The sequence below is a fragment of the candidate division WOR-3 bacterium genome (assembly GCA_016934535.1).
Classification (GTDB): Bacteria; SDB-A; SDB-A; order SDB-A; family SDB-A; genus JAFGIG01.
Map to the genome: position 1 here is coordinate 1 of JAFGSQ010000035.1, position 13,144 is coordinate 13,144.

Below are 13,144 nucleotides of genomic sequence, written 5' to 3' on the forward strand. Positions count from 1 at the left end.
AAATAATTCTCTTCTTCTTCGTTTACTTTCAAAGTAACTCTATCAAATCCCATCAACCTCAAAATTTCTTTTACGTTTTCTTCAATCCATTGATAAATTTTTTCGTTCATTCTATTCCACCGTTTTTTTTGCCTTTTCTCTGTATTTGAAATAAAATTGCTGAATCAAACCGAAAAGATTGTATGAAGCCCAATATAAAACAATAGCCGACGGGAATCCTAAAAATATATAAGTCATGAAAACCGGCATTATATACGTCAGCGTCTTCTGCTGGGGATTCGTGTTTGTCATTTTTTGCTGAATGAACATCATGGCTCCCATCAAAAGGGGCAAAATCCCTATCCCTGGAGACGAGGTGAAGGGCAGGGATATCGGTATGGTGGCTTCAGGCGCAGAAAGGTCTGGAATCCACAGAAAACTCTGGTTTCTCAAAATTATGGTGGTTCTCATTATCTGGTAAAGAGACATGAACACCGGCATCTGAAGAAGCAGAGGAAGACATCCGCTGAACGGGTTGAAAGCTTCCTGTCTGTAAAGTTTCATGGTCTCTTCGTTTAATTTTTTTGGATCTCCTTTATGTTTTTCCTTGAGAACTTGAAGTTTAGGCTGAAGGTCCTGCATTCTCTTCATGGATTTCTGGCTGTAAAGTGAAAGCGGCAGAAAAACTACATTCATCGCGAACGAGAAGATTATGATGTCAAGACCGTAGTTGGGTATGAATCTGTTCAGCAACCTCAAAAACCACAATAGAACTTTACTGATAGGCCTCAGCCATCTCCAACCCATCTGAACATTCTCGTCCAAGTGAAAGCCGGTGCTCGACAACTGTGTTTCGTCGAGTGGTCCAGTGTAACAAATAAATTTCGCGGTGTCTGTGTGAATTGGACCAAAACTAACATTTGTCTCGTAGTCGTGACGGCTGTCGTCTCCAGCGTAGGACACGAACTCAACTGGAGAATAAAAATCGCTTCCATCGTCGTTTCTCGGTATAAAAGCCATCATAAAATATTGGTCGGCGACGCCAGCCCAAAACGCCGGGTCTTTGTATTCTTCTTTTCCCTCTGCGATGTCCTTTAGGCTTTTTCTGAAATACCTGAATCCGGTTGGATTCATTGCGATAAAAAATCTGTTTTTTGCGGGGTCAACTTTTCCGTCTTCTTCGGTTACAGCCATTCCGTCGAGCCAAGACATGTTCCAGCTGAATCTCATTCTGCTGTTGAAATCTGTCCAGCAGGCGACTTGAAAAGAGTACCCTTTCGGAGGCAATGAATATTTTATGAAAATCTCTTCTTCAGTTGTGTCCGAAAACGAGAATTGAACCAACGAATCCGATACGAGCGAATCAAATTCAGTGTTTTTGACGCGCAGTATTTTCTGAGAAAATACAAGCGTCTGTGTGTCAGATTCGACAAATGCAGTCTCGAGAGCGAAAGGCACCGAATCCGAACAAAAAACCGTCTTAGCGGAGCTGTCTTCTGTTAGGGTGAAAACAAGTCCCCTTTCAGGGGGTGTTTCGTCTTCAAGAGGAAAAAGAATCAGGTTTGCTTCGTCTCCATCCATTCCGTAATCATGAAGTTTTATTTGAGCGACTGAAGCCCCTCTCAAAAGATCGAGGTTGATTGTCAGGTTCTCGTTGCTTATCTGATATTGGGGTTGAACCGGTTTTCTGGTAAAAATCAGGTCTGCGCCGCTGTCTGAAAACACATTTTGGGAAATAAACGCGGAATCCGTTTCTATCTCCGAAGTCGGTGTAGTTTGGGCGGAGGCTGTGTCTTCGATGGCCTGGGTCTGGTTTTTTTTATCTTTGTTGAAAAGAAATTGCCATGAAACAAGCACTATAAAAGAGACCACTATAGCCAGAATTATTCTAAGTTTGTAATCCATTTTGCTCCTTAATTTTATTCAAGCGGGTCATACCCCCCGGGAAAGAAAGGGTTGCATCTTAAAATTCTCTTGATAGACAAGTACGCGCCTTTCAACACTCCGTATTTCAGGAAAGCCAGTTTCGAATACTCCGAACAAGTGGGGGTATATCTACAAGAGGGCGGAAAAATCGGAGAAACGAAAACGCGGTAAAATTCTATCAATTGAACGATAACTTTCGTCGTCAAACCAATCCGGCTTTTTTCATCGCTTCTGTCAATTGCTTCTCCAATTCTTCGAAATCCAAATACGCGGCTTCTTTTTTTGCTATGACGATAAATTCGAAACATGATGTCATCCTTGAGACGTTTTTTACCAGTAAGGCTTTCAATCTTCTTCTCAGTTTGTTTCTCGCAACAGCGCTTCTAATCCCTTTTCTTAAACCGATGCTGAACATGGTCTGAGACGAAGGTTTATGAACGATGCTTATGAAAGAAAAATAATCTCTTTGTCCTTTTGAGAGAAGATTTTCTATATCCTTCTTTTTACTGAGTTTTCCGTAAACGAAGGGGCTCATCCGGCAATTTCAGGAACAAGCCTTTTTCTTCCTTTAGCCCTTCTGCTCGAAAGTACTTTCCTTCCGTTTCTGGTGCTCATTCTTTTTCTAAAGCCGTGTGATCGCGCTCTTTTTAATCTGCTCGGTTGATATGTTCTCTTCATTTTATCCTCCGGAAATTGTATAGTTTCATAAAAAACGTAAATTATATCATTTTCTATCTAAAAGTCAACGAGGTTGACAGCCAAACTCCGTAACTTTCGCTTCAGGCCAAATGCTTTCGAGGTTATACAATTCTCTCATCTCAGGAACCATCAAATGGACCATGAAATCTGTGAAATCGAGAACAGACCATTTTCCGCTCCTGACACCTTCTTCTCGGAAATGTGTTTTTGACTGCGATTCCTTCAAAGATTCATGAATCTTGCGTATCAAGCTCCTTGAGTGGACATCGGAAAGGGTCGTCGCGATTATGATTCCGTCAGTCACAGCTGAAAGACCCGCGATGTCAATGTAAACGACATCGTAAGCCTTGTTTTGAAGTAAAACTTCGACAATGGCAGACGTTTCTTTATTCATCTTATCCCTGTCCGGCGCTTCCCATTACGTTGACATTCTTGTCAATGAGAAGCTCTTTCAAAGCTTCTCGAGCGGGACCAAGATAATCTCTTGGGTCGTATTTTTCCGGATTTTTCGACAATATTTCCCTTATTTTTGCTGTAATAACAAGTCTTCCGTCCGTGTCGACGTTTATTTTGCAGACGGAGGATTTTGCCGCTCTTCTCAATTGATCTTCAGGGACACCCGCGGCGCCTTCGAGTTTACCTCCGTATTTGTTTATCAGTTCGATGTAATAAGAGGGAACCGACGAAGAACCATGGAGCACAATCGGAAACCCCGGGATTTTTTTCGTGATATCGTCAAGAATGTCAAATCTCAGCTCAGGCATGGGTTCGCCGGGTTTAAGCTTGAATTTATAAGCGCCGTGTGAAGTGCCTATTGAAATAGCGAGGGAATCGACGTTGGTCTCCTTGACGAACTCCTTGACCTTTTCAGGATCCGTGTATGAAGTCGCTTCTCCGACGACGTCGTCTTCTATGCCGGCGAGAACCCCGAGTTCACCCTCGACAGTTATGTCGAAATTATGAGCGAAATCGACCACTTTTTTTGTCAACTCAATATTCGCCTGATAGGGAAGTGAAGAGCCATCGATCATCACCGAGGAAAAACCGAATTCTATCGCCGACTTGCAAGTTTCAAATGAATCTCCGTGATCAAGATGAAGGGCTACCGGGAATGAAGCTTTCATCTCGTCTCTCACCATTCTCACAGCCCCCTCCGCCATATACCTCAGCATCGTAGGATTTGCGTATTTACGCGCTCCCTTTGAAACTTGAAGAATGACGGGGGAATTGGTTTCAGCGCATGCGAGCATAATAGCCTGAAGCTGTTCCATGTTGTTAAAATTATACGCGGGAACTGCAAATCCATTTTTGTAGGCTTTTTGGAACGTTTCCCTCGTGTTGACAAAACCAATACTTTTAAATTCCAACATATCCACTCCTTTTTCTTTATTATATCAAAATTTTTTACCTGTAAGAAATTTTTTAATCTCCACCAGAAAAACAATCGGAAACCCGTCCAACCAGCCAATCAGCCATTAAAAGTCCAAACATCGCAGTGACAATGATGGAGGAGCCTATTGGAGAACCTCTGCCAGAAGATGACTCCATGGAATACACTACGGGAAAGTCGTAAACACCTTTCAATTCTTTTCTCATTTTTCTCGCCAGAGGGCAGACAGACGTCTCGCTTAGAAGAGAGACCTTTACCAGTCGAGGATTTTTTTTCCATCCGGCTCCCATAGATGAAATAAAATCCGCTCCGCTTTCAGCGCACATTTTTGCCAACAAAATCTTTGTCTCCACGCAGTCAACAGCGTCGAGAACAAAGCGCGGCTCAAAATTCTCAATTAAACACAAATTATCTTTTGTAACATGTTCTTTTATCCCCTTGAATTTTTCTTTTGGGTTGATACCGGAAAATTTCATGACAGCTTCGTCTACCTTGCTCTTTCCGACATTTTCCGTTGAAGATTGAAAATGCCTGTTAAGGTTAGAAGTTTCAATATCTTCGTCGTCAACAAGAAGCATATTTTCAGCGCCGATCCTGCATAAAATTTCAGAAGCGGCAGATCCTACTCCTCCAATTCCCACGACAGCTATTTTTGTCTTGGCGAGAAGTTCAATCGTTTTATGACCGTATATTTTTTCAGTTCTCGAAAAAAATTCTTTTCTTGAATATTCGTCTCGCGTTTTCATATATCAATTCTCGTGTCTTTTCAAAAGACATTTTTTTTATTTTTGCAATCTCTTCAATTACAAGAGGCAACTGCGCAGGTGTACCGCTGTTGGGTTTTCCGCCGAAGAAAAAATAGGGAGAATCGGTTTCAGCCAGCATCAATTCAGAGGGTATGCTCTCAACCGATTTACGCAATTTTTTATTTTTCGGATTGAGAACATCAGCTGAAACTGAAAAATAGCAACCGAGAGCGGAAAATGCCCGAACCTGTCCGTCTCCTCCGCTGTATCTGTGCAAAATCAAGGGAACTTTAATATTCATGCCCTTGAGTTCGCGAAGAAGAAGATCATACTGGCCTAAGCAGTGGATGATGACGGGTATTTGTTCTCTATGGGCGATTTCCAGTTGGAGGTTAAAAACAGTTCTCTGAAGCTTTAGGTCTGCGGTGTTTTTCAACGTGTCGTATCCTATCTCGCCGATAGCCGCTACTCTGAAATTTTTAGCTAGTGAAGAAAGAAGGGCAATTTGTCGAGAAAAATCGTCATCCACGATGGACTGCGGATGAATACCGGGGCTTATGCAGACTCCCTCTTCTTTTCTTAGAATCTCGCTTTCCCAGATATTCCAATCGGTGACACTGTCAATTATGATCTTTACACCCGCCTCTTTCGCTTTTGTTACCACAATCTGCCTTTTAAAAGAAAGAGGAGGATGTGTCAGGTGACAGTGGACGTCTATCACTAATAAACTGTTTTGACAACGGCGACAGGTGTTTCTATCTCAATCAACACGCCGTCCACGAAAAACATCAGCCAACCAATGACCTGTTCTCCGTCTGTCACCTTTTCCGGAAAGTCCACTTCAGCCCTGACATCTATCGATCCTTCTTCTCTTTTGGATGTTATGATCAAAGCGGAATCGAAAGAAACTGAAGACAAATTCTCTCCTTTCGCGTTTTTTATCATTCCCGCCTTTAATCTCGCTTCTTCAAAGACCGACTCTTGATCGATATTGACGGTAAAAATACACACAACTTTATGTTCCGTTGGAGGTATGGTTGGCATCCTGTTTCTCCAGATTTCCAGCTCCACCCTTGCGAATTCCACGGCTCTGCTGACAATTTCCGGATTCTTTGGCGCGCAGGAAGACAGAGCAAGACCAAACATGAATAATATCAAAACCGTTTTGTTACTCATGATTTTCTTCCCTCCTCTTTCTGGTCTCCTCCGCGATTTTCATAGTCAATTCTTTCGGGACCTCTTCATAATGAGAAAGTTTTTGAGTGAAAAAACCCCTTCCCTGTGTTATGGACCTAAGATTTGTCGAATACATATACATTTCCGCCTCTGGGACGAGAGCTTTGATTTTCTGCCATTTCCCCAAAGGCTCCATACCGAGAACTTTTCCTCTTCTCGTGCTTATATCGCCCATTATGTCCCCAGTGTTCTCGTTGGGGATGGTTACTTCTATACTGACGATAGGTTCCAGTAATATTGGGTTTGCTTCCGGAATCGCTTTTTGAAAAGCCAGAGAGGCCGCTATTTGAAACGCCAGGTCAGAAGAGTCCACTTTGTGGTAGCTGCCGTCAAAGAGAATGGCTCTGAAATCAACCGTCAGGGAATTCGATAAAATCCCTTTTTTACGAACCTCTTCGAGACCTTTTTGAACCGCTGGGATGTAGTTTTTCGGAACAGCGCCTCCGAAAATCTCGTCTTTGAATTCAAAATCTTTACCCCTCTCAGTCGGTTCAAAGCGTATCCACACATCGGCGAATTGTCCTCTTCCGCCCGATTGTTTTTTGTGTCTGCCCTGAGCTTCGGCTTTTTTTCGTATGGTCTCGCGATATTTAATAATCGGTTTTTCAAATTTCAGGTTGCTCCCCGATTTTTTTATTTTCGATAGTATTATTTCAAGATGCGTCTCGCCCATGCCTTCGACGAGAGTCTGTCTTGTCTCCGAATCGTATCTGAACCTGAAGGATGGATCTTCTTTTTGTATCTTAGTCAGACCTGATATCATTTTTTCATCGTCAGATTTCGATTCGGGAATTACCGCGAAAGTGATGCTCGGTTCTGGAAACCTAATTTTTTCAATTTCGACGGAAAGGTTCTTGTCCGACAGAGTATCGTTTGTAGTCGTGTCCTTCAATTTGACGAGCGCGGCTATGTCACCAGCCGACAGCTCTTTGGTTTCAACCCTTTCCTTTCCCGACACGGAGAACATTTGGCCTATCTTTTCCATCTTGCCGGTTCTGCTGTTCAACAGTTCTGACCCGGTTGAGACTTTTCCAGAATAAGCCCTTAGGTAGCAAATTTCACCTACATGCTGTTCAGCGGTCATCTTGAAAACAAGACCCGAGAAAGGCGATTCCATATTTATTTCCGTCTCTCCATCCCCGAAAACTTTCTTAGCTTTCATAGGGTATGCAACCGAAGGGCTTGGAGATAAAGACACGATGAGGTTCAAAAGGTCCTCCACACCAGCGCCTAATACAGCGTCTCCGCATAGGACAGGTACAAAAAGGTTTTTCTTGAAAGCTTCCACGAGACCTTTCGATATCTCTTGCTCGGTCAATTTCTGTCCTTCAAGATATTTTTCCATAAGCCCCTCGTCGGCTTCTGTCGCTGATTCGGCAATTGTGTTGTAAGCTTCGTCAACTTTAGCGGTCAACTCCGCAGGAACATCAGCGTCGATGACTTTTCCGCCTTCAATGATTCTCGCTTTTTTCGCCACTGTGTCTACGACTCCCTTGAAAGACGTCCCTTTTCCCAGGGGCAGGACAAAAGGAGTGAATATCACCTTGGGAAAAGATTCTCTGAGAGAAGACAGGCATTTTTCAAAATCGGCGTTGTCTTTTGTCATGTGGTTAATGAACACGAGCCTCGGCATATTTTTTTCGTCGAGTTTATCCCAGTTTATCTCGGTGCCGACCTCGACTCCTGAAGCTGAATCAACCAAGACAATAGCACTTTCAGCCACCTTTGCGGCGGCGATAGTCTCAAAAATAAAATCTATGTATCCTGGCGTGTCTAGTATGTTTATCTTCTTTTCTTTCCAGGTAAAATTCGCCATTGAAAGATTTATGGAAGTTTTCTTTGTCTTCTCTTCCTGGTCGAAATCCATGACCGTATTGCCGTCGTCTATCGTGCCCATCCGGTTTATGACCCCCGCCCTGAAAAGCATTGACTCCGCGAGGGTCGTTTTTCCCGCGCCTTGATGAGAAATTAAAACAACATTTCTGATATCTTCAACCCCAAAAAGCGACATTTCCCCTCCTTGAAAGAAATATACGAAAGACTTTCAAAACTTGGTGTGAACCTTATTTTAATCATATTTTATCTATAATTTCAATAAATGATTTTGATTATCCCCACAATTTCAAATATAAAACTTAATAATCCATATTAGAGGGATTTGCGCCGTCCGTTTGGAACTATTTGCAGACTTTCAGGCAACGGAAAGAAATTATTCGAAGAAAATTGTTTTATCCGGCAATTTTTTATATCATCTTTTGATGACTGTGTAAAAAACATAGATCAACTTCAAAGGAAGAAAAATATCAAAACTGCAATAATCGTTTTTGACCTCGACGGGACTCTGATCGACACTTCTGACGATATAGTAGCGTCAATAAACCACACGAGAAATCAATTTGGTTTAAAACCTTTCCCAAAAAAAGAAGCCATGAAGTCCATCGGACAAGGTTTTGACAATTTAATCAGGATGTCACTCGACAGATTCGGAAAAGACGACGGCATAGTGACCATAGCAAAGAAAGTCTTCACAGATCATTACATTGAACATATCACCGACAACAGCTTTCCCTACGATGGAATTACAGATGCCCTCGAAATCCTGACATCAAAAGGATTTTCTCTATGTATCGCCACGAACAAGGAAATTGCAATGACAGAAAAATTACTCCTCTCACTGGACATTTACAAATACTTCGATATAATCGTCGCCGGCGGCATGGGAATATCGCTTAAGCCGGAACCCGACATGATATATAAAATTCAAAAAGACACAAATGCAATTACGGACAGGATCGCCGTAGTCGGCGACGCTTGGACTGATATTCAATCCGCAAGAAGGGCGGGGTGCAAATCAGTTCTCGCCCAATGGGGCTTTAAAAACACAAAGGGAGAAAAGGCGGATTTCAACGCCTCTTCTCCCCGACATTTGATAGGTATCGCCGAAAATCTATTCAGCGATAATCAATGATTTTCACCTCACCAAAAGAACTCTCGAAGAAGAAAACGCTCTTCTTCCTATCATTCTAACAACGTAGTTCCCCCCGGACACGTTATTGCCTCTCTCGTCCTTTCCGTCCCAAGATATTCTATGAGATCCATGCGTAAGACCAGAAGCCAGAGTTTTCACTATTCTTCCCGTGACATCAAACACATAGACCGAAGCTTCTTCTTCGTCTGGGACGTCGGCTGAGAACAAGACTTGAGAGCTGAAAATGTTATTTCCGTGTACCGCCAAAAAGAGTTCCCTTATATCTGGTCCTACGAGCACAGGATTTTCTTCGACGCCCGTCTCAAACCAGTCGAGAATTCTCTTTAAAACGCTGTCAGGAGGCGCGAAAGGCCCGGTTGGATGAATCGCCTCGAATCCGAATCCGAAGAACACGACTTTGCCGGCTCCCTGAAAATATGTCACAGCCCCGATGTGAGTCGTGTTGTAGTATTTAAAAGCGTCAGCTCCTCCGTTTACAGCACCAATTACATCTCTGGAGGTCTGATTGGCCGGAAGTCCTCCCGCCGTTGCAATCATGAGGGGATCAAAAATTGATCCTGTAATTGACTGTAGAGAAGGAGTGGAAAGATTCTGAATCCAATTGACATGGAGATAATCAGTTGAAAAACTATTGCCGCCAAGATATTCGGCAATATTTTGACCTGTAATAAATAAATCTTTTCCGGCATTAATATAACTGGATAAATCCGATATGTCCTGTGACGAGAGAACACTGTCCGTTGCAGTCGCATCTCCAGAAAACCATATGACCATTGAGTAATCATTAATTAGAGTCCCCACAGGTCCATCTGTTTGGCGGTTCCAAACATCGTATATCTGAGATAAATTATCCAAAGGAGCTGTATATTTATCGATGTAATTACTATTAATATCACCGTTTACAATTAATATTCCCGGTATGCCCCCTGCCGTGAACTGGACAGAAAACGAATTTTTCATCGGATCGGGATTGCTTGAAATCAAAAAATCCATTTCAACAAATTGAACAGTTGCTGACGAACTCACCATGAATTCAATAGGATCTGATGTATTTGAAACTGTATCTCCGGGATTAGCATTTCCAAAATCCGATATGCTGTCTGTGAAAGTGATAGCCGGTGAAGGTGAACTGGCAGTAATCTGAATAGAGGCGGCAGAATTAAACGCTGTGTCACATTCAAGAACAATTTCAACCGTCCCTTGTTGTCCTGGTAAAATATGGAAGGATCCTCCAGGTCCTTCAACTTGAGTACTCAGAACCTTAAAATCTGTAAATCCAGCTTTTCCAATTGTTCTGTAAACATTAATTCTTCCGCTTCCTAACTGACCCGAATTATAATACGGATCCATTGTCATAGGGTCACAGCCTGCTTTAAGAAGCTCCTTTGTAGAATCAGCGCTAATAGTCGGCGCGAGAACCCTTACCAATCCGGCAAGACCCGCCGTCAAAGGACAGGCCATGGAAGTCCCGTCCATGTAATCATAAGTTCCGAAAGGAACTGTCGAATACATTCCCTCTCCTGGAGCGGCTAAATCAACCCAAGATCCATAGTTAGAAAATGTTGATTTCAAATCACCTGAACCAGAAGAAGCGACAGCGACGACATTGTCATACGCCGCGGGATAATGTGGGGTGGAAACATTGTCATTTCCAGCTGCGCCAATGCATATAACATCATAGTTATCGTGCGCGTCCACGAGAGCGGCATATATTTGTGAACTTCCGGGTCCCCAGCTCATCGAAATCACACTCGCGTTATTCTGAGAGCAGAAATAAATCCCCTGAGCACACTGAGACAGATAGTAAGTCCTCACACCTATCAAGCCGACATTGTGACTCGCGGCCGCAATACCAATACCGTTGTTTGTAGCTCCGGCGGCAAGCCCTGAACAATGAGTTCCGTGATTGTCAGCCGTGGTGGGAGGAGTGGGGTCGTTGTCGTTGTTAACATAATCATAACCTGTTATGTAATTCGGGTTCAAGTCGGCATGATCCTTTTCACATCCGTCGTCGACAACGCCCACAATCGAATTGTGATTCCCAACAAAAACATCCCACGCATCTGGAGCGTTTATTTTTCCTAAAAACCATTGATTAGAAAAATATGGGTCGTTTGGAGTATAAAAAGGTTCCCATCCGGTTACACTGGGTGATTTGAAAAAATCCGCAGCATAATTCAACTCCGCAAATTCTATATACGGCAGTTTTATGAAATCTTCTAAACTCTCAACAGCGTCTTTGTCAGAATTTGACCTGAATATAAATATCATGTCAAGTCCACAATCTACTTTACGTAAATAATCATAGTCAGAGATCAAAATTTCAAAATTTTCAAAACCTCTTTCACTTAAAATTCTGTCTAAGTCAGCGATTCCAGAATAAAGATTCCCGTCTCTTAGTTCAAAATCAAGGCTTCCCCTGTAACTGTTCACGAATTTAACCACTACTTCGCCCGGTTTGTGCGTTTGTGACGCCGTAATCGGCAAAGATAACAATGTCAGAATTACTGAAGCCACTATCCATTTCTTCATCATAACCTCCTATTTCAATATTTCAATTTTACCTGTCTGTGAATTTTCACCTGAGACCAATCTATATACATAACTTCCTGAGGATAATCCCTCAAAGTTTATATATTTCTCCCCGGAAAGTTGTTTTTCACAAATATTTCTCACGATTCTCCCTGAAGCGTCAAAGAGTTCTATTTCAATATCTATTTCAACTCCAGTTCGAATTAATAAAGCCGCTTTTCCGCGGTTTAATGAAATCGTCTCTACCGTAAACGGGTGGAGAACACCCGGATTTTCTTCAACAGATGAGCCGCCTGCAAGCGCCCTGTGGGCGTTTATCTTACCGGCACCCATAAGACCCTGCGCGAAAAGAGGTTCTGACGGCAGAGAATCGGCGGAAGAAAACAATCTTGCTATTATCTGAGAATTAGTCTCGGTTGGAAACTGGCACCTCATCAAAGCGAGTAATCCTGCTGTTATGGGGCACGCCATGGAAGTTCCGCTCATGTTGCCGTAAGTTCCTGCTGTCGAAGGCAACGTCGAATAAATTTCTTCTCCGGGTGCTGACACGTCAACCCAGCCACCGTATGTGGAAAAACTCGCTTTCATGTCGCTTGAATTCGTGGCGGTGACAGAGAGTACGTTCTGACCATTGGCTGGATACTGAGGGACTGTGTCTCCGTTGTTTCCGGCCGCGGCGACAACTATTATGTCATGGTTGTTGTATGCTTCGTTGATAGCCGTCTGAAGGGAATTCATGGCGTCTGGACCGCCGAAACTCATCGAAATTACTGAAGCTCCAGTAGTGCAAGCGTAATATACTCCCTGTGTGGCTGAGGCTTCGTCAATTGAAAACAAAAAGCCTGCTCTGACTCCTATGATGCCTATCCCGAAACCTATTGAAGCGACACCAGTTGAATTGTTGGTGACAGCACCTGCGCATCCACAAGTATGCGTTCCGTGTGTCTCTAAAAAACCCCAAAAGCCGGGGTCCGGGTCAGGATCGTTGTCGTAAAAATCGTAACCTCTAATCCAGTTGGCGCTTAAATCAGGATGGGAGTATTCCATCCCTACATCGATTACGCAGACTCTCTCATTGTGGTTACCCGTCTGAATATCCCACGCTTGCTGGGCGTCAATATTCGGTAAAAACCACTGTTGAGAGAAATCAGGGTCGTTAGGAGTTAAAAACGGATTATAACTTCCTTGAACATAGACCTCGCAGAGATAGTTGGGTTCGCTGAAATCCACAACTGAAATTCGCGAGAGTGACAAGGCAAATGATCGCGGATTTTCCGGAACGCTATAACTCAAAACGTAGATCATGTCTAGTCCGTAATCATAGTTTTGGCCGTTATTGTAATTCTCTACAAGTTGCCTAAAACTGCAAACACCGAATTGCGTAAATAATTGGTCAAGTTCTGCGTATCCGGATACTATTTTACTGCTTTCTCTTGTAAAAGAAAGGCTTCCTCTCATACCCGTTTTGAATTTTACTAGAACTTCCCCCTGTGTATAATCAGAAGAGATTAAAAAACATGGAACAAGTAATAAAAATAACGAAGTGAAATATTTTCTCACATAACCTCCTCTAAACAAACAGATCACAATCAATCTTTAATTATATATCTTCATCATAATAAAAAAAAGGTTAAAAAAGTCTTCAAA

The 13,144-nt window shown here is 42.8% G+C and carries 13 protein-coding genes; 1 reads left to right on the top strand and 12 read right to left on the bottom strand.

Annotation, left to right across the window (positions count from 1 at the left end; translation table 11 throughout):
- Nucleotides 1-111: 111 nt before the first annotated feature.
- The 10 genes from yidC to fusA all read right to left on the bottom strand — a co-directional run bounded on the left by yidC (nucleotide 112) and on the right by fusA (nucleotide 7,987).
- Nucleotides 112-1,884, bottom strand: coding sequence for a membrane protein insertase YidC (gene yidC, locus JXL83_05820; protein ID MBN2363629.1), 1,773 nt, complete (start codon nucleotides 1,882-1,884; stop codon nucleotides 112-114).
- Between the two features lie 14 nt (nucleotides 1,885-1,898).
- Nucleotides 1,899-2,213 (bottom strand): membrane protein insertion efficiency factor YidD, encoded by a 315-nt coding sequence (gene yidD / locus JXL83_05825; GenBank protein ID MBN2363630.1) that lies wholly within the window; start codon nucleotides 2,211-2,213, stop codon nucleotides 1,899-1,901.
- On the bottom strand, nucleotides 2,108-2,440 hold the full coding sequence (gene rnpA / locus JXL83_05830) for a ribonuclease P protein component (GenBank protein MBN2363631.1): 333 nt from the start codon (nucleotides 2,438-2,440) through the stop codon (nucleotides 2,108-2,110). Before rnpA ends, yidD begins: the two co-directional genes overlap by 106 nt.
- A complete protein-coding gene (rpmH, locus tag JXL83_05835) occupies nucleotides 2,437-2,583 on the bottom strand; it encodes a 50S ribosomal protein L34 (protein ID MBN2363632.1) in 147 nt (48 codons plus the stop codon). Before rpmH ends, rnpA begins: the two co-directional genes overlap by 4 nt.
- A 64-nt stretch (nucleotides 2,584-2,647) precedes the next feature.
- Entirely contained in the window at nucleotides 2,648-2,998 is a 351-nt protein-coding gene (gene rsfS / locus JXL83_05840; GenBank protein ID MBN2363633.1) for a ribosome silencing factor, read from the bottom strand.
- 1 nt (nucleotide 2,999) lies between these two features.
- A complete protein-coding gene (locus JXL83_05845) occupies nucleotides 3,000-3,974 on the bottom strand; it encodes a class II fructose-1,6-bisphosphate aldolase (protein ID MBN2363634.1) in 975 nt (324 codons plus the stop codon).
- 52 nt (nucleotides 3,975-4,026) lie between these two features.
- On the bottom strand, nucleotides 4,027-4,740 hold the full coding sequence (locus JXL83_05850; GenBank protein ID MBN2363635.1) for a ThiF family adenylyltransferase: 714 nt from the start codon (nucleotides 4,738-4,740) through the stop codon (nucleotides 4,027-4,029).
- Nucleotides 4,691-5,461 (bottom strand): TatD family hydrolase, encoded by a 771-nt coding sequence (locus JXL83_05855; GenBank protein ID MBN2363636.1) that lies wholly within the window; start codon nucleotides 5,459-5,461, stop codon nucleotides 4,691-4,693. Before JXL83_05855 ends, JXL83_05850 begins: the two co-directional genes overlap by 50 nt.
- Nucleotides 5,461-5,916, bottom strand: a complete 456-nt coding sequence (locus JXL83_05860) for a hypothetical protein (protein ID MBN2363637.1) — start codon at nucleotides 5,914-5,916, stop codon at nucleotides 5,461-5,463. The genes JXL83_05855 and JXL83_05860 overlap by 1 nt, the downstream gene beginning before the upstream one ends.
- Nucleotides 5,909-7,987: an elongation factor G gene (gene fusA / locus JXL83_05865; GenBank protein ID MBN2363638.1), complete on the bottom strand. Its 2,079-nt coding sequence runs from the start codon at nucleotides 7,985-7,987 to the stop codon at nucleotides 5,909-5,911. The genes JXL83_05860 and fusA overlap by 8 nt, the downstream gene beginning before the upstream one ends.
- Before the next feature lie 147 nt (nucleotides 7,988-8,134).
- On the opposite strand from fusA, the gene JXL83_05870 reads away from it, so the two are divergent.
- A complete protein-coding gene (locus tag JXL83_05870) occupies nucleotides 8,135-8,944 on the top strand; it encodes an HAD-IA family hydrolase (protein ID MBN2363639.1) in 810 nt (269 codons plus the stop codon).
- Nucleotides 8,945-8,947: 3 nt separating this feature from the next.
- Here the strand turns inward: JXL83_05870 and JXL83_05875 are convergent, their stop codons facing one another.
- Both JXL83_05875 and JXL83_05880 read right to left on the bottom strand, forming a co-directional pair.
- Entirely contained in the window at nucleotides 8,948-11,497 is a 2,550-nt protein-coding gene (locus JXL83_05875) for a S8 family serine peptidase (GenBank protein MBN2363640.1), read from the bottom strand.
- Nucleotides 11,498-11,506: 9 nt separating this feature from the next.
- Nucleotides 11,507-13,057 (bottom strand): S8 family serine peptidase, encoded by a 1,551-nt coding sequence (locus JXL83_05880; GenBank protein ID MBN2363641.1) that lies wholly within the window; start codon nucleotides 13,055-13,057, stop codon nucleotides 11,507-11,509.
- Nucleotides 13,058-13,144 lie beyond the last annotated feature (87 nt).